Annotated in this window: 16 protein-coding genes and 4 tRNA genes; 7 read left to right on the top strand and 13 right to left on the bottom strand. The window is 40.3% G+C overall.

The features are described 5' to 3' along the window. Position 1: 1 nt before the first annotated feature. From tuf to murB, 8 genes are all read right to left on the bottom strand, one after another. Positions 2 to 1,186: an elongation factor Tu gene (gene tuf, locus L656_RS0114440; protein WP_024596766.1), complete on the bottom strand. Its 1,185-nt coding sequence runs from the start codon at positions 1,184 to 1,186 to the stop codon at positions 2 to 4. A gap of 128 nt (positions 1,187 to 1,314) precedes the next feature. After that, positions 1,315 to 1,390: transfer RNA gene (locus L656_RS0114435), tRNA-Thr, on the bottom strand. 11 nt (positions 1,391 to 1,401) lie between these two features. Further along, a tRNA-Gly gene (locus L656_RS0114430) sits at positions 1,402 to 1,476 on the bottom strand. A gap of 44 nt (positions 1,477 to 1,520) precedes the next feature. Then, positions 1,521 to 1,605: transfer RNA gene (locus L656_RS0114425), tRNA-Tyr, on the bottom strand. Between the two features lie 40 nt (positions 1,606 to 1,645). Continuing rightward, positions 1,646 to 1,721: transfer RNA gene (locus L656_RS0114420), tRNA-Thr, on the bottom strand. A 126-nt stretch (positions 1,722 to 1,847) separates the two neighbouring features. Then, positions 1,848 to 2,558 carry a type III pantothenate kinase gene (locus tag L656_RS0114415; RefSeq protein WP_024599732.1) on the bottom strand — a complete coding sequence of 237 codons (711 nt, stop codon included), beginning with the start codon at positions 2,556 to 2,558 and terminating at the stop codon, positions 1,848 to 1,850. Continuing rightward, positions 2,555 to 3,547 carry a bifunctional biotin--[acetyl-CoA-carboxylase] ligase/biotin operon repressor BirA gene (gene birA, locus L656_RS0114410; protein WP_024597284.1) on the bottom strand — a complete coding sequence of 331 codons (993 nt, stop codon included), beginning with the start codon at positions 3,545 to 3,547 and terminating at the stop codon, positions 2,555 to 2,557. Before birA ends, L656_RS0114415 begins: the two co-directional genes overlap by 4 nt. Next, positions 3,544 to 4,554, bottom strand: coding sequence for a UDP-N-acetylmuramate dehydrogenase (gene murB, locus L656_RS0114405; RefSeq protein WP_024599731.1), 1,011 nt, complete (start codon positions 4,552 to 4,554; stop codon positions 3,544 to 3,546). The genes birA and murB overlap by 4 nt, the downstream gene beginning before the upstream one ends. A 143-nt stretch (positions 4,555 to 4,697) precedes the next feature. Between murB and L656_RS0114400 the strand changes: the two genes are divergently transcribed. Further along, positions 4,698 to 6,539, top strand: a complete 1,842-nt coding sequence (locus L656_RS0114400) for a M1 family metallopeptidase (RefSeq protein ID WP_024599730.1) — start codon at positions 4,698 to 4,700, stop codon at positions 6,537 to 6,539. Between the two features lie 58 nt (positions 6,540 to 6,597). Here the strand turns inward: L656_RS0114400 and L656_RS0114395 are convergent, their stop codons facing one another. Then, positions 6,598 to 7,197, bottom strand: a complete 600-nt coding sequence (locus L656_RS0114395) for a DUF2057 domain-containing protein (RefSeq protein ID WP_024599729.1) — start codon at positions 7,195 to 7,197, stop codon at positions 6,598 to 6,600. Between the two features lie 92 nt (positions 7,198 to 7,289). On the opposite strand from L656_RS0114395, the gene L656_RS0114390 reads away from it, so the two are divergent. From L656_RS0114390 to L656_RS0114380, 3 genes are all read left to right on the top strand, one after another. Then, positions 7,290 to 7,658, top strand: a complete 369-nt coding sequence (locus L656_RS0114390) for a histidine triad nucleotide-binding protein (protein WP_024597062.1) — start codon at positions 7,290 to 7,292, stop codon at positions 7,656 to 7,658. 219 nt (positions 7,659 to 7,877) lie between these two features. Then, complete coding sequence (locus tag L656_RS0114385) at positions 7,878 to 8,534, top strand: helix-turn-helix transcriptional regulator (RefSeq protein WP_004334929.1); 657 nt, start codon at positions 7,878 to 7,880, stop codon at positions 8,532 to 8,534. Between the two features lie 167 nt (positions 8,535 to 8,701). Beyond that, complete coding sequence (locus L656_RS0114380; protein ID WP_024599728.1) at positions 8,702 to 10,858, top strand: response regulator; 2,157 nt, start codon at positions 8,702 to 8,704, stop codon at positions 10,856 to 10,858. 30 nt (positions 10,859 to 10,888) lie between these two features. Here the strand turns inward: L656_RS0114380 and L656_RS0114375 are convergent, their stop codons facing one another. The 3 genes from L656_RS0114375 to L656_RS0114365 all read right to left on the bottom strand — a co-directional run bounded on the left by L656_RS0114375 (position 10,889) and on the right by L656_RS0114365 (position 14,284). Beyond that, positions 10,889 to 12,304, bottom strand: a complete 1,416-nt coding sequence (locus L656_RS0114375) for a mannose-1-phosphate guanylyltransferase/mannose-6-phosphate isomerase (protein WP_024599727.1) — start codon at positions 12,302 to 12,304, stop codon at positions 10,889 to 10,891. 76 nt (positions 12,305 to 12,380) lie between these two features. Beyond that, entirely contained in the window at positions 12,381 to 13,154 is a 774-nt protein-coding gene (locus L656_RS0114370) for an amidohydrolase (protein ID WP_024599726.1), read from the bottom strand. Next, positions 13,142 to 14,284: a methionine aminotransferase gene (locus tag L656_RS0114365; protein WP_024599725.1), complete on the bottom strand. Its 1,143-nt coding sequence runs from the start codon at positions 14,282 to 14,284 to the stop codon at positions 13,142 to 13,144. Before L656_RS0114365 ends, L656_RS0114370 begins: the two co-directional genes overlap by 13 nt. 108 nt (positions 14,285 to 14,392) lie before the next feature. On the opposite strand from L656_RS0114365, the gene L656_RS0114355 reads away from it, so the two are divergent. From L656_RS0114355 to L656_RS0114345, 3 genes are read left to right on the top strand one after another with little or no spacing between them, the layout of a single operon-like run. Further along, a complete protein-coding gene (locus tag L656_RS0114355; protein WP_024599724.1) occupies positions 14,393 to 15,022 on the top strand; it encodes a methylthioribulose 1-phosphate dehydratase in 630 nt (209 codons plus the stop codon). Beyond that, the gene (mtnC, locus tag L656_RS0114350) at positions 15,019 to 15,705 is read left to right on the top strand and encodes an acireductone synthase (protein ID WP_024599723.1); all 687 of its coding nucleotides are present in this window, start codon (positions 15,019 to 15,021) and stop codon (positions 15,703 to 15,705) included. Before L656_RS0114355 ends, mtnC begins: the two co-directional genes overlap by 4 nt. Continuing rightward, on the top strand, positions 15,702 to 16,244 hold the full coding sequence (locus L656_RS0114345; protein WP_024599722.1) for a 1,2-dihydroxy-3-keto-5-methylthiopentene dioxygenase: 543 nt from the start codon (positions 15,702 to 15,704) through the stop codon (positions 16,242 to 16,244). The genes mtnC and L656_RS0114345 overlap by 4 nt, the downstream gene beginning before the upstream one ends. A gap of 66 nt (positions 16,245 to 16,310) precedes the next feature. Here L656_RS0114345 and mtnA read toward each other — a convergent pair whose 3' ends face one another. After that, on the bottom strand, positions 16,311 to 17,336 hold the full coding sequence (gene mtnA, locus L656_RS0114340; RefSeq protein WP_024599721.1) for an S-methyl-5-thioribose-1-phosphate isomerase: 1,026 nt from the start codon (positions 17,334 to 17,336) through the stop codon (positions 16,311 to 16,313). Positions 17,337 to 17,416 lie beyond the last annotated feature (80 nt).

The following is a 17,416-nucleotide window of genomic DNA, read 5'->3' as shown; positions in this document are numbered from 1 at the left end:
ATTACGCTACGATAGTTGCTACAACACCAGCACCTACAGTACGGCCACCTTCACGGATAGCAAAACGAAGACCTTCATCCATCGCGATTGGTGCGATTAGAGTTACTGTCATCTTGATGTTATCACCAGGCATTACCATTTCTACGCCTTCTGGTAACTGTACGTCACCCGTTACGTCAGTTGTACGGAAGTAGAACTGTGGACGGTAACCTTTGAAGAATGGAGTATGACGACCACCTTCATCTTTCGAAAGTACGTATACTTCTGAAGTGAATGTAGTATGTGGGTTGATTGAACCAGGCTTAGCTAGTACTTGACCACGTTCAACGTCTTCACGTTTAGTACCACGTAGAAGTGCGCCGATGTTTTCGCCAGCACGACCTTCGTCTAGAAGCTTACGGAACATTTCAACACCAGTACAAGTAGAACGAGTTGTATCATTGATACCAACAATTTCTACTTCGTCATTGATGCGGATGATACCAGCTTCAACACGACCAGTTACAACTGTACCACGACCCTGGATTGAGAAAACGTCTTCGATAGGCATGATGAATGGCTTATCGATGTCACGCTCTGGCTCTGGGATGTAAGAATCAAGTGCGTTTGCAAGCTCAACAATCTTATCTTCCCACTCTTTCTCGCCTTCTAACGCTTTAAGCGCAGAACCAGCGATTAGAGGTAAGTCATCACCTGGGAAATCGTATTCTGAAAGAAGTTCACGAACTTCCATTTCTACTAGTTCAAGTAGTTCTTCGTCATCTACCATGTCACATTTGTTCATGAACACGATGATGTAAGGAACGCCAACTTGACGAGAAAGAAGGATGTGCTCACGCGTTTGTGGCATAGGGCCATCTGTCGCAGCAACTACTAAGATCGCGCCGTCCATTTGAGCAGCACCAGTGATCATGTTTTTAACATAATCGGCGTGACCAGGACAATCTACGTGTGCGTAGTGACGTGTAGGTGTATCGTATTCAACGTGAGACGTTGAAATAGTGATACCACGTTCGCGCTCTTCTGGAGCGTTATCGATTGATGCGAAATCTTTAGCAACACCGCCGTATACTTTTGCAAGTACGTTAGTGATTGCTGCAGTTAGTGTAGTTTTACCGTGGTCAACGTGGCCGATTGTACCAACGTTTACGTGCGGTTTTACGCGTTCAAACTTTTCTTTTGCCATGACGGAACCTATCAGTTTTGTGTATCTAAATTACATATGAAAATAATCCACCAGAGGTAGATTAAGTTAATTTTTTCAAATAGTATTTTCTGACAGATAAAGGAAGTAATCAAGGAGATTCTTAGGACTGGTGCTGATAGGCAGAGTCGAACTGCCGACCTCACCCTTACCAAGGGTGCGCTCTACCAACTGAGCTATATCAGCAACACAAGAACTGGAGCGGGCAGCGGGAATCGAACCCGCATCATCAGCTTGGAAGGCTGAGGTAATAGCCATTATACGATGCCCGCATAAAAATCTGTTCTTAAACTACCTCTAACCGTCAAGAATAAAGTGGTGGAGGGAGCTGGATTCGAACCAGCGAAGGCTGAGCCGTCAGATTTACAGTCTGATCCCTTTGGCCGCTCGGGAACCCCTCCACGATAATTCTCTACTAATTCACTTCCGGTAAAAGGAAAGTGGTGCCGACTAACCGAGTCGAACGGTTGACCTACTGATTACAAGTCAGTTGCTCTACCAGCTGAGCTAAGTCGGCACTGCTTTAGTACGGGGCGAGATATTAGAGTAAGGTTTATTGGGATGCAACAATAAAATTAAAAAAAGTGTAAATTTTTAGTTTAAATGCTCAATATTCACGCGAAAACACGTTTTTTGCACTTTTTTATACTGTTTCGGTTAATTCATACCAATAATTTAAGCCCTTCATTACTAACAATGAATCAAAAATACTTCCTGCAAATTGCTGTTGCAATAGCGAGCCATAGCCACCAGCAAAAATAATTTGTATTGCCTGTTCTGTTTTTTGAGCTGTTAAATGCAGTTTAGCTTGCTCAATTGCTCCGATGGTTGCCACTAAAGCACCATTTTTTAAACCGTTTGGCGTGTTTTTACCCAATTCATTAGTAAATGGTGTTTTACCGTCATCAAAAACACGTTGGGTGTTTTGTGTAAGCGATGAGGTCATTAAATCAAGCCCAGGTAAAATCCAGCCGCCTAGATGCTTACCTTCATTATCAAGCACATCAATTGTTGTCGCAGTACCTGCATCAACAACAATGCATGCTTTATGTGGGTATAATGTAAAGCCTGCAATAAGCGCAAGCCACCTGTCTATGCCTAAGTTACCCACATGCTCGTAAGCGCATACAAGATCTCCAAGCGTTTTGGTTACTTTGGCTTCAAAGCAAGTAATATTATTGCTAGCCGCTTGCGTTAGAATATCGTTTAATAAATCACTGCGCCCTACGCACGCATAAATCACTTCGGTTATTTGCAACCAAGGTAGGTTATTTATATCTGCTGGTTGTGCTTGATCGTTATCCCACAGCACAGCTTTTAGTGATGTATTTCCTACGTCGATCAGTAATCTCATACTTGCGCCTTTCTAAGGGAGACTTCCCCACCGTAATAACTTTTTACTTCACCATCTTGGCGAATTCGTATTCCACCTTGTGGGTCAATACCTTCACATATTCCACGCCAGCTTCGGTGCCCTGTATTAAGCTCAACATAATCACCAGCAAATGCATTGAGTGAATTCCATTGCTCATACATATTTTGCAAACCTGTTTGGCGATACTGCACTAAACGCTGCTCTAAATGATGAGTAAGCGATGCCACCAACTGGTTTTTATCTAGCTGTTGGGTATGTTGATTTAAGTCGGTCCACGCTTGGTCTATATGTTGGCTAAAGCTGTCTGGCATTTGTAAGTTGATACCTATACCAATCACAAGCTGACAAGGACCTTGCGGCTGTCCGTCGAGTTCAACTAATACACCTGCAAGCTTTTGCTTATTTATATAAATATCGTTAGGCCATTTAAGCTCTACGTCAATTTGGTATAACGCTTTAATTGCATCATAAACTGCAAGGCCTACTGCAATTGATACACCCATTGCAGCTTGAAGCCCGTCATCTAAACGCCAAAAGTAACTGTAATACAAATTAGCGCCGAAGGGTGATTGCCAAACACGGCCGCGTCGGCCGCGCCCTGCTTGCTGCATTTCAGCAACAATAACAGTCCCAGACTCAAGCGCTGTTTTAGCCTGTATACGGCGCATAAGCTCACTGTTGGTCGAATCTATAATAGGGTGTACTTCTACATTGGCCGTATTATCACCTAGCGCTTTGTAGTGTTGATCAATTTGCGTTTTATTTAAAAGGCCCACCTGACTATTCAAACAATAGCCTTTGCCAGTCACTTTAAAAATATCCAAGCCCATTTCTTGTAACGTTTTAATATGTTTACTAACCGCAGCTCGGCTAATTCCTAGCTTTTCACCCAAGGCTTGCCCAGATACAAAGCCTCCTTGGTTGAGTGCATTTAAAATAGCGAGTTTGTTTCCATCAGGTGCTTTCATTGCTCAGGCTCCGCGTTAATATGGCATTCGCTACACGAATCTATCAAACGTACTTCGTGCTCAAGCATAATGTTGTAGCGCATATAAACCACTTGCTGAATGTGTTTAATCATTTTTATTAGGTCACTACCTTCACTATTTCCGTGATTAACAAGCACTAGCGCTTGTTGTTCATGCACTTCTACACCGGCCTCGCGGTGCCCTTTTAAACCACTTTTATCGATTAGCCAACCTGCTGCGACCTTGTGATGGCTTTGCCCATATTCGTAATGAGGTAAATCTGCAAACTGCTTTAATAGCTCAGCTAACTGCTGGTTAGTAATTATTGGGTTTTTAAAAAAGCTACCCGCATTGGCAAGTGTATATGGGTTAGGTAATTTGCTATTGCGCGTTTTTATAACCTGATCGAATACTGCTTGCGGGGTAATGCTTGAGAGCTGCTGCAGGGGGCCATAACTTAATACTGGTTGCCACTTTTTTGGAAGCGCTAAATGCACTTGCGTGATCACCGCTTTATTTTTAAGGGCATGTTTAAATATTGAGTCTCTGTAAGCGAATTCACATTGCTCGTTATTTAGTGAGTGCATAGTTTTAGTGGTTATATCAAAGTATTCTACCAACTCAATAAATTTAGCTATCTCAACGCCATAAGCACCAATATTTTGTACCGGCGATGCGCCAACAGTGCCCGGTATAAGTGCTAGATTTTCAAGCCCTGGTATATTTTTCTCTAATAAATAACTGACTAGTTGATGCCAGTTTTCGCCTGCGGCAATAGTTATTAGTGTGTCGTTCTCACGATCAGTAATTTTAATCCCTTTTAAGGCTATTTTTATAACCGTACCCATGTAGTCATTTAAAAATACGGTATTACTGCCCTCGCCTAGCAAACAAAACGGTGTACTAAAACTTTGCGTTTTAAGTTGCTCAAGCTGAGTAATTTCAACAAAATTTTGGCATTGGCTGTTTAATGCGAATGTATGTAAGGAGTGTAATGAATGCGCCACAAAGCTCTCTAAAAATACCGGTAACTAATCGCAATAGTTTACCTCATCGTCGCAAATGTGGCACTAGATTGTAAAAATCACTCAACCCACCGTGCCAATCGTGATATAAAACCAGCACTTTTTTATTTGTGTTCAGAGTAATGATGAAAATTAAACCTCTTTTTTTAAGCCTCGCTATGGCGGGTATGTGTTCGCAAGCAATGGCTAATGCGATTGACCAAAACTCGTATGCTAACCTTGATGATGTTGTTACTACTCACTTAAACCTTGATTTAGATGTCGACTTTGCCGACAAGCAGTTAGAAGGTTTTGTTGAGCATACTCTTCAGTGGAACAACAGCAAAAGTAGAACGCTTGTACTTGATACCCGCGACTTAGACATTGATAAAGTAATGTACAAAGATCAAAGTGGTAACTGGAAAAAGGCGACTTTTGATTTAGCTAAGCGAGATGACGTTAAAGGTTCAAAGCTTACTATTGTGTTTAAAAACCAAGCTGAAGTAGTTCGTATTTACTACAACAGTCGTCCAGAAGCTTCAGGCCTGCAATGGTTAACACCCACGCAAACGGCAAGTAAAACGCATCCATTTATGTACAGCCAATCGCAAGCAATTCATGCACGTAGTTGGATCCCAGTGCAAGATACACCCGCAATGCGTGTAACTTACTCTGCACGAATTCATACACCAAAAGATATACGTGCTGTAATGAGTGCCGATAACAAAGATGCGCTTTATAAAGATGGCGACTACATTTTTGATATGCCACAAGCAATTTCACCTTACCTAATTGCTATTGGTGCGGGTAACTTAGAATTTAAAGCAATGTCGCACCAAACGGGCATATTTGCTGAGCCGACAATTTTAGATGCCTCAGTTGCTGAATTTGATGACACCCAAGCCATGATCGATAAAACAAACGCTATGTATGGCGAATATGCGTGGGGTCGTTACGACTTATTAATGCTACCGCCAAGCTTTCCGTTTGGTGGCATGGAAAATCCACGCTTATCATTCATAACTCCAACGGTTGTTGCCGGTGATAAAAGCTTAGTTAACCTTATTGCCCATGAGCTTGCTCATTCTTGGTCTGGTAACTTAGTAACTAACGCTACGTGGGAAGATTTGTGGTTAAACGAAGGTTTTACCTCGTACGTTGAAAACCGCATTATGGAAGAAGTATTTGGTCGTGACCGTGCGGTTATGGAACAAGCACTTGATTCAGCGTCTTTACGCGCACAAATTAAAACAATTGATGCACCAGATACACGCCTTAATTTAAAACTTAATGGCCGCGACCCAGACGATGCGTTTAGCTCAGTGCCTTACACTAAAGGTCAGTTATTTTTAATCTATCTAGAAAACAAATATGGCCGCGATAAGTTTGACCCGTTTGTAAAAGCGTACTTTAAAGAGTTTTCGTTTAAATCACTTACTACCGCGCAATTTGTTACTTACTTAAAAGCTAACTTAATTGAGAAGTACCCGGGTGTTGTAAGTATGGATAAAGTAAACGAATGGATTTTTGAGCCAGGCTTACCAAGTGATGCGCCAAACCCTACTTCAGATGCATTTGATAAAGTAGATACTGCAACAGCAGCATGGCTAAAAGGCGACACAACAGCAGCTCAACTACCAACAGCTGATTGGTCTGTGCATGAGTGGCTACACTTTTTAAATAACTTACCACGCGATTTAAGCATAGAGAAAATGAGCGAGCTTGATAGTGAATTTAATCTAACGCAATCAACGAATGCTGAACGTGCATTTGCTTGGTTTATGCTAGCAGTAGGTAATGGTTATCAACCAATTTATCCTGCGCTTAATAAGCACCTATCAGGTATTGGCCGTCGTAAGTTAATTGTACCGTTATACAAATCACTTATCACTAACGGTAAAAAAGAGTGGGCACAAAGCGTGTACTTAAAAGCACGCCCTGGGTATCACCCTCTTGCACAAGGTACTATTGACGCATTATTTGAATAAATAGCGTTAATTAGAAACTAAAAAGGGCCAAATTTGGCCCTTTTGTTTTGCTATTTTTCTACTTTGTCACTTTTTCTAAAAAAGCTTTACGCTCTGCAGTTGTGGCTTGTTGCCACCAAAAATCAAGCATTTGCGGCGCACTTGGCATGCCTTTACCTGTAATTGGTGCTATCGGCTTTATTGGCTGACTAGGACGAGAAGGTCCTGCAGGCATTGTATTTTGCATTGCCGGTTTATTGCTTGCTAGCTGCGTGTTAGAAATAACACTTAAAGGTTTAGCAACAGCGCTACTTTTTGCTTTTAAACTCACTTGAGGGGCTTCTGCAAATACTTTTGCAGATACCGCATTTTCAGCACGATTAAACACTAAGGTATAATCTTTACCTGCTTCAACAGTTACATTTACCCAAAATGGTTCCGACTCTATAACTTCATGCGTGTCATAATCATCTTCATATAAATCGGTGTATTTTAGCCTAAGCTGATAGGTCCCTGGAGCAAGCTCGACATCGTCAATACGACCAAACAAAGAGCTTTCTAGCATTTTATCGCCCACTTGCAGTGGTACAATTTCTTCTGGAAAGTGAATATTCTCAGCATTAGCCGAAAAACTAACTAGTAATGCAACTGCACTACTTATTAAAATTGGTTTAAGCATATTAACTCCTTTATTTGATTTCAGTTTGACACTGCTTTGAAAGTTTGTCATTAGTGAGCTTAAAATTCACAACACTTAATTAGGAACACACTATGAGCCAAGAAACTATTTTTACCAAAATAATTAATCGTGAAATTCCGGCAGATATTATTTACGAAGATGAAAACACTCTCGCATTTAAAGATATAAACCCACAAGCGCCATTTCATGTATTAATTATCCCAAAAAAAGCAATTGCTACTATAAATGATATAAATCCTGAAAACTCACATTTAGTAGGCAACTTATACGTAGCCGCAGCTAAATTAGCTAAGCAACATAATTTTGCTGAGGACGGATACCGCGTAGTTATGAACTGTAACGAACATGGTGGGCAAACTGTTTATCACATACATTTACACATGCTTGCCGGTAAAGAGATGGGGTGGCCACCTTATCAAAATGTAAAAAAAGTAAATTAATTAAAATTTTTCACTAAACTATTCCACTCAACTAATTAGTTACAAATGTTATGGTTTTTCATGGTTATAAATAATAAATAGTTACTTATTTGCAACATTTTATGTTTAAATAATCGTAATATCGTATTTGTTATTGAGTACATCAACGACTTTCTAATACAAAAGGTGTGGAAGTCGTGATAAACTCAGTCAGTCAGCTTTATAAAAGAGTATAAAAACATGAGCAGTTCAGCCTTTTTGTTATTAGATCAAGAGCCAATTAACACTATTGGTATTAACGTTTTAGAACCTTTGTTAAAAACGCAAGGCCTTGACGTAACCACAGGTACTAATATTTTAGACATACCTGAAGGGACTCGACTTTTGTTTATTGAAACATCAAGCAAGGATGCATGGGGAAAACTAAAAGAACAACTAGTAAACCTACGTATTAAATGCGATATCATATTATTTAATCTAGACGAAAACCCTGAACTTGCTAACCGTGCATTGTTGAGCGGTATTCGTGGCGTGTTTTACACAACAGATAACGCCGATGTATTAATGAAAGGTATTCGCTTACTACTTGAAGATCAACTTTGGTATCGCCGCGATATAATGTGTAATGCATTAAATCGTATGCTTCAGTTTAATAAAGATGCCCTGCATAAATTAACTGAAGGTGATATTGAGCCTGTTAAACTCACTAAACGAGAAAAAGCAATAATCTCACTAATGAGTAAAGGTTCGAAGAATAAAGAGATCGCAGAAGATTTAAGTATCAGTCCACACACTGTTAAAACACATTTATATAGCGCATTTAGAAAAACTAAATGTCGTAACCGTATTGAGCTCCTATCTTGGGCACAGCAAAATATTCCTGATGAAATTCGTTAATCAAATATTTAGTTTAAAATTAAAAGCAGACACTTAGGTGTCTGTTTTTGTATGTGTTGCATACTTATTTAATACTAATTTGCTTACTTAAGTGATCTGTTTTGAAAATTGGTATAAGTGTATACTTTTAATAATATTTGTTTAAAAACTACTTTGCTGGACTATTAATGCTCGACTCTTTCACTCTTTATTTTGCCAGCATCGCCATCATGGTTGTAATGACTTTACTTAACTTTTTGACGTGGCGAACAAACAAACAAATTCCAGGCACATTGCTTTATATTTTCTATCCCATATTGCTATTAGGCTCAGTTATTGGCTTTACTCTTGTTGGTGATACACATAATTTAGTAATTATTAGCGCTGCCAGTAGCATGATGTTTGCCGCATCAATAGTGCACTGCCTTTCACTTAGTCAGTTTTTAAATTGTCGCGGTATTGGTTTTAAATTACTTTGCTCAGTGACCGTTTTTTGCACTGTAATGCTTGGCTATTACACCTTTTTTGACCCATCTTTACACGAAAGAGTAATTGCATCCGATATACAACACATAGCAGAAGCCGGTTTTTTACTGTTTATATTTATTAAGTGTGCACGCAAACCCTATCCTAATGGCAGTATTGTATACATAACCATTTTAACGCTTGTTGCTTTAAGCTTTATTGGCCGCTCGTTATTTATGAATAACATTGAACAAAAAAATCTTTTAGTAAACGGCTGGCTTAGCTCTTTGCTATTTTTAAATGGCGTAATTGCGCCCATGTTTTATGCTGCAGGTATGGCGTTATTGTGTAATGAGCGCAGAGAGCAGCATCTCAATAAATTAGCCGATAAAGCACAAAAAGATTTAGAAATACGCGGGCTCTTTTTATCAACTATAAGCCACGAAATTCGCACCCCGCTTAACGGTATTTTGGGCAGCGCCCAACTTGTTATGAACCAAACAAGTGATACTCGCAATAAAGCCTATTGCGAGGCGATTATAAATTCTGCCGAATCTCTTAATTTATTGGTAGATAAAGTACTCGATTATGCAAGTTTGGATCAAAGTGACGAAGCGCTTTACGAAGAAGATGTCGAGTTTAAAACATGGCTTAATAATTTATGCTTATTACTAAGTCCTCTCGCCGAGCAAAAACAGCTCAAGTTTGAACTAATATGTAATATTCCTGAGCAAGCCTGTTATTACTGCGACCAGCAAAAACTTAGGCAAATAATTATTAATTTAGTGGGTAATGCCATTAAGTTTACAGACCACGGAACCGTTAAAATTCAGGTTGATTTAGTTTTAGAAAAGCAACTTGAGCACACTATAAAAATTAGTGTAAAAGATTCAGGGCCAGGTATAGAAAATGATGAGATAGCTTACTTAACAGAGCCCTACGTACAAAGCAGTGCAGGAAAAGAGAAAGGTGGGACCGGCCTTGGTTTAGCTATTACCAGTCGCCTACTTGAAAAGCTCAGTAGCCGACTCGAAATAGCTAGCCAGCTTGGAACCGGCAGTGTATTTAGCTTTACCGTTACTTTTACCTTAGGTGAATTAAGCCTTGTAGAGCAGCGCCATCAAACTAAAGATTACTTAACAGGTCTTGATGTACTACTGGTTGAAGATTTAGATTTAAATCAAAAAATTGCTATAGAATTTATGGCCGACGATGAGCACAAAATTAAGCTCGCAAAAGATGGAAAAAGCGCCATAGAACTCATGCAAGCTCACCACTTCGATGTTGTTTTGCTTGATATGAACCTACCTGATTTAACAGGCCAAGAAGTACTTAAACGGCTAAAACGCATTGATCATAAAAATCAAAGAACGCCAGTACTCGCATTTACTGCAAGCCTTAGCCCTGACGAAATAAAAGAGTATTTAGAATTAGGTATAAAAGACATTGTAGGTAAGCCTATTAAGCACGAGAAGCTTCGCCAAGCACTTAGCGACTCTCAATCTAATCAAACTGCGAGTATTGCAGTAGAGCTTATTGATACCTTGTATGACAAAACAGCAGCCGAAACACTCACCAGCTCGTTTAGTGAAGATGAAGTGTCGTCGATTTATAATGAGTTTGTGCTCTCGGCGCGTAACAAGCTAATTCGCTGCCAAAAGCTTATTGACCAACAACCAGAGCAATGCATTAAGCTTTTACATCGACAAGCAAGTACCGCTCTGCAATTGGGTTTTAATCGCTATGGTATTGAGCTTAAAAAAATAGAGCGCCGTTTACTCGATAAAAAACAACACAACGATATGCTTGATGAAGCGTTAGATCTGTGGCAAAGAAGCTTAGAGCAATATTTAAAGTTTGTGCGTGGGCAGTTAGAGTGATAGTGAATTAGCTTTAAAAACAGCTAATTATTAGCCTCTTCCATATTTATCATCAAATCGCTCTATGTCGCTTTCATCAAGTACAGCACCGGTTTGCACTTCAATGACTATTAACGGCTCTTTTTGATTATTAGCCAAGTTATGAATTTGTTTTGCGGCGATATAACACGATTGGTCTTGCGTTAGCGTATACGCTTGCTCATCAATGCATACATCTGCAATACCCGAAACCACAACCCAATGTTCAGCGCGATGCTGATGGCGCTGCGTCGAAAGCTTAGCACCGCTGTTAACAGTAATTTTTTTAACTTTAAAGCCAGTGCCCTCAACTAAAGTACGGTAATTTCCCCACGGGCGAAAAACCACTTGATGATGGTTAAGTTTATCAGCCTGTGTTGTCGCAATTTGCTTGAGCAACAAAGGCAGAGAATCCAGCTCATTTTGATTTGCGATTAACGTGGCATCATGAGTATGAATAATCGCTAAATTACTCACCCCAAGCGTGGCTATTGTATGCTCAGCCTCGTTAATAACTAAGTTATTAGTGCTTTTTTGAGCCATATAATTAGTATTTAAACTATTACCGTTTTCATCTTTTTTTGTAAGCGCATCAAGGGATGAAAAACTGCCTACATCACTCCATTTTAAATCAACAGGCATAACAACTACGTTATCGCTTCGCTCTAAAATAGCGTAATCTATTGAATCGCTTGGGCAGTGCTCAAGCGCACTGTTGCTTGGGCGGGTAAACTCTAAATCTTTAGTAAATTGTGCCGCTGCAGCGACACTCATTGCTATTTTTGGCGCAAACCGCTCGAGCTCTTTTAAATAAGCCGCAGGGGTAAATAAAAACATTCCGCTATTCCAGCTATAACCCCCTTGAGCTAAATAACGGTTCGCTGTATCTAAGTCAGGCTTTTCTTTAAATTGTGCAACATCGTAACAACCTGTTCCAGCAATAGCCGCGCCTTGTTTTATGTAGCCATAACCAGTATGCGGCTCTGTAGGTGTAATCGAAAACGTCACTAACTTACCTTGCTCGGCAAGTTTTACGGCTTCTGGGAGCTTAGCCGTTAATACATCAAAGTTTTCAATATGATGATCGGCAGGCATCACTAATAGCGGACCGGTAATCCCATTTTGCAGTGCATAGTGGGCGGCTAATGCGATGGCAGGCGCGGTATTTTTACCGTTAGGCTCAAGTAGTAATGCGCTAGCAGCTGAGCTTGCAGCTTGCTCTGCGGCAATAAATCGGTGCTGTTCGTTACACACTAAAATAGCATTACCGAACAACCCATCAGAAACACGTGCCAATGTACTTTGCAGTAATGATGTGTTTTCACTAAGTAGTGGTAAAAATTGTTTAGGCATTGCTTGGCGAGAAAGCGGCCACAAGCGAGAGCCTATACCACCAGCTAAAATTACAGGAGTGATTAAAGTGTTCATTACGAAATTTGCCGCCAACAAAAAATATCAGCAACTATTTTAACACTTTATTGGCTCTGCGCTAAATTAACGTGCACTATATTAGTGTAAAAGAATCTGCGTCTAAATAGGCTGGAAACGCTGCTTTAAACTCATCCAGTGGTGCTTTTTCAAGTGTTATAGTAACTAGTTGTTCGGTGTCATCTTGCGCTTTAGTTAATGCATCGCCTTTAAAGTCGTATACCGCTGTACCACCATTGTGCGCGGCACCATTACCATCATCCCCTACGCGATTAACGCCTACTACGTAACACAGGTTTTCCATTGCACGTGCCATAAGTAGCGTATCCCATATGTGGCGGCGTACAGCTGGCCAATTTGCCACGTTTATCATTACATCGTAGTCGTTATTATTACGTTGAAATACCGGAAAGCGGAGGTCGTAACATACCTGCGGTAATAGTTTAAAACCGTTAATTTCAAAAACTTTGCGCGCCTGCCCTGCTACAACGTAATCGCCCTCACTGCCTAAGCGAAATAAATGACGTTTGTCGTAATAGCTCACCTCACCATCGGGCTTTACCCAATAAAACCGATTGGCTTTTTTATTGCCTTGTGCAACCAGTACCGAACCGGCAATAACCGCATTATGTTTATGAGCCTGTGCCTTTAACCAAGTAAGCACTTTACCGTTTTCGGGCTCTGCACAATCTAAATTAATAGCAAAGCCAGTCGAAAATGTTTCGGGCAGTAAAATAAGATCGGGCTGATTAGTAATTGCTTCAAGCTGTTTATTAAACATGGCTAAATTAGCGTCTTTATCAAGCCAGTGAAGCGAGCTTTGCAATGCTGTAATAGTTAAAGTTGACATAATATTTGCGCAGCCTCTATGAGAGTGTTGTCGTTTTTAGCAAAGCATAAACGAATGACTTTATCGGTTGGGGGCTTTTGATAAAACACACTTAACGGAATAGCCGCAACACCTGCTTGCTCTACTAACCAATGGCAAAATTCAACATCGTTTAAATCCGATACATCGCCGTAATCTAACAATAAAAAGTAAGTGCCTTGGCTAGGTAAAATTTTAAAACGGCTGTTACTTAAATGACTCGCTAATAAATCACGCTTTTGCTGATAAAACCTACTTAGCTCATCTATATGCTCGCCTTGCTGCTCTAGCATATCGGCAAGCGCATGTTGTGCGGGGGTAAAGCTTGAAAACGTAACGTACTGATGAATTTTTCTAAATTCGATAGATAAATCGGCAGGCGCAATACAGTAGCCCATTTTCCAGCCCGTGCTATGAAACGTTTTACCAAAACTCGATATAACAAAACTTTTGGCAAATAACTCATCATCGCGTAATACACTTAAATGCGGTTGTTCATCAAACGTAATATGCTCATATACCTCGTCGCTTATTACATATAAATTGTGAGTACCAACTAACTCTTTAAGTTCTTTTATATCTTGTGGCTGTAATATTTTACCGCTTGGGTTATGAGGCGTATTAATAATAATGGCACGGGTATTTTTAGTAATTGCTTGGCTTACTACTTGCCAATCAATAGTGTAATTTGGCGCACTTAAAGCAATGTGTACCGACCTTCCACCAGCAAGTTCAATTGCAGGTTGGTAAGAGTCATATGCAGGGTCAAATACAATCACTTCATCACTGGGGCGCACGATTGTTTGAATAGCCACAAACAATGCCTCTGTTGCACCCGAGGTAACAGTAACTTGATCAGCCGCGTTTATATCAGCGGCATATTTTCGTTTTGCTAAATCAGCAATTTGTTGCTGTAATCGTGGTACACCACTTGAAGGTGAATATTGATTAACGCCCTGCTGCACATAATAATTTAGCTGCGTTTTTAAAAGATCAGGAGCATCAAACTCAGGGAAGCCTTGAGAGAGATTAATTGCCGAAAACTCATTAGCCAACCCGCTCATTTGGCTAAATATACTAACGCCTAAATTTGGTAATTTACTTTCAAACACGTGAAGCCCTTAATGATGGTTTTGCGCTTAAAGCGATGCTATCATTGCTTAAAACAGAAGTATAGCCGTCTAAAAATAATTAACTTTACGCTCATTAGTGAGGAATGTATGCAAAACAATACCGCTATTTCACAACTTATTGAAGCCGGAAAATGGGTTAGCCAAAAAGGCTGGGTACCCGCAACAGGCGGAAACTTTTCAGCTCGTACTAGCACTGGCTTTGTTGTTACGGCAAGTGGGCACGATAAAGGCTCACTGACGCAAGAGCATTTTTTGCAATTAGACCACCAAGGCGAGCGCCTAAGTGGAGCTGTAAAACCATCGGCAGAAACACAATTACACCTAAGTTTGTATCAGCTTATACCTGATGCACAGTGTGTTTTACATACTCATTCTGTAGCCGCCACCGTACTGTCGCAAATTACCCAAAGTCATCAGCTTGATTTAACAGGCTATGAAATGCAAAAAGCACTGAGCGGCTTTACTTCGCATTTAGAAACGCTGAGCATTCCTATTTTCGATAACGATCAAGATATTGACCGATTAAGCCTGCTGGTCAGTGACCATCATTTACATACACCTATAGAACATGGCGTACTTATACGTGGTCATGGTTTATATGCAGTAGGACGCAATATTGATGAAGTTCGTCGCCACCTAGAAGCCTTAGAGTTTTTATTTAGCTGCGAGCTAGAGCGCTTAAAAATAATAGGTATTCAAGCGGGAGTGACTAAATGATTAAAGCCATTTTAACCGATATTGAAGGCACAATAACCCGCATCTCGTTTGTTAAAGAGGTATTGTTTCCTTACGCGGCAAAACAGTTACCGACCTTTGTACGCGCCAATGCTAACAAGCCCGATGTAGCCGAGCAAATCAGTGCCGTAAAAGCGCTTACAGAAAAGCCAAACGCCGATATAGAAGAAGTCATTAGCACCTTACTTACCTGGATTGACGAAGATAAAAAAATCACTCCACTTAAGCAGTTACAAGGCTTAATTTGGCAAACGGGGTATGAACACGGCGATTTTAAAGGTCATTTATACCCAGACGCCTTTGATTTTTTACAAGCTCAGTACAATAACGATATTACTTTGTATGTGTACTCGTCAGGGTCGGTAAAAGCGCAGCAGCTACTTTTTAAATACAGTGATTATGGCGACATTCGCAGCTTATTTACTGATTTTTTTGACACCAAAGTTGGCGCAAAACAAGAGCAAGCAGCCTATAACACTATTGTTAAGCTGTTACCGTTTAAAGCAGCAGAAATACTCTTTTTAAGTGATGTAGCCGGCGAGCTTGATGCCGCACAAGCTGCGGGCTTAAAAACTCTACATTTAATTCGTGATGGGCAAGCAAGCACTAAAGCACACCCTTATATTAATGACTTTAGCCAATTTACATTGGAGCAATTAGTATGAGCCAATTAACGGTGTATGCCGACAACAATGCAAACAAAGCACTCGTAAGCTCATCAAATGCTGATGATATTGCAAAGCAACTAGCTAAAGTAAACGTACGTTTTGAAAAGTGGCAAGCAAATGCAGAGATTAATGAGCACACTACTCATGAGCAAATTATTAGTGCGTACAAAAACGATATAGATCGGTTAAAAACCGAAAATGGCTATCAAACTGTAGACGTAATATCACTGGCTAAAGGAAACCCTGCTTCATCAGAGCTGCGCAAAAAGTTTTTATTTGAACATACTCATAGTGAAGACGAAGTGCGTTTTTTTGTAAAAGGGCAAGGACTATTTTGCCTGCATTTAGGCAATAAGGTTTATCAGGTACTTTGCCAGCAAGGCGATTTAATTTCAGTGCCAGAGCTTACCCCGCATTGGTTTGATATGGGGAGCGACCCTGAGTTCACTGCCATTCGCTTATTTAACAATACAGAGGGCTGGGTAGCAAAAAGTACGGAGTCATCTATTGCCAAGCAATTTCCACTATTATCGTAAGTTAGCCATACATTCAAAACCTTGGTCCACACTAATAAACATAATGTGGACCAAAACATCGCAAAATTATTTAAGCTTTAAAAGTTCGCCACTTTCTACTTGGCTTTGGTTATAAACGCCAGTATCTAACACCCACCCTGTAACCAGCTTTGCTGGTGTTATATCAAATGCAGGATTATATACATTAGCATTAGTGGGTGCCCATAGAGCCTCGCCAAAGCTACCGCTAACTCCGCGTACCTCTTGAGGATTACGTTGCTCTATTTCTATATCATTGCCACAAATAGTGTTTGTATCAAGCGTGGTAACAGGCGCGACTACGTAAAATGGAATATTATGAAAATGCGCAAGTACAGCTAAATTATAGGTGCCCACTTTATTAGCAAAATCACCATTGGCAGCAATACGATCAGCCCCAACTACTATTTTATCTACCTTCCCTGCAGCCATTAAACTTGCCGCCATATTATCGCAAATTAATGTGTAAGGTACTTGCCAGCGCTCAAGCTCAAAAGTAGTTAAGCGACCGCCTTGTAATAATGGTCGTGTTTCGTCAACCCAAACATGTACGTTGCCATGTTTTTGCTGCGCTTTATAAATAACACCCAGTGCCGTACCAATACCCGCAGTTGCAAGCGCCCCTGTATTACAATGGGTTAATATGTTGTCGCCGCTATTTATTAGTTCAGCGCCACGGTTTGCCATTCGCTCGCACAGCGCTATATCTTCTACAAACAACTGCTCAGCAGTGGTAACAATACCGGTAACATAATCGCTTTGTGTTAAAGCTTTACGTAGTGCCGCCATACAATGCATTAAATTAACCGCCGTTGGGCGAGTGGCTTCTAGTTCGTTGATTGCTTTTTCAAGCTCACTTTTAACTACCCCTTGCTCAGCTAAATACGCCACTAGCAAGCTCGCGCTTAAGCCAATAAGTGGAGCTCCACGCACTTTTAAACTAATGATCAGCTCTTTCATGGTTTCTACATCATGACACTGATGCCATACCTGCTGGTGAGGTAGTAAATATTGGTCGAGCACACTAAGCGACCCGTTTTCATATTTTAAACTGCTTGCGATTAAATTTTGCATAATGCTCAAGGTATTAAAAATGCGTAACGTTATTTTACACCACTTTGAATAACTCTCAAGTTGGACTTGTAGACATCTAA

The organism is Pseudoalteromonas sp. TAE56 (assembly GCF_000497955.1).
Taxonomy (GTDB): domain Bacteria; phylum Pseudomonadota; class Gammaproteobacteria; order Enterobacterales; family Alteromonadaceae; genus Pseudoalteromonas.
This window is presented reverse-complemented; position numbering and strand designations above follow the sequence as displayed.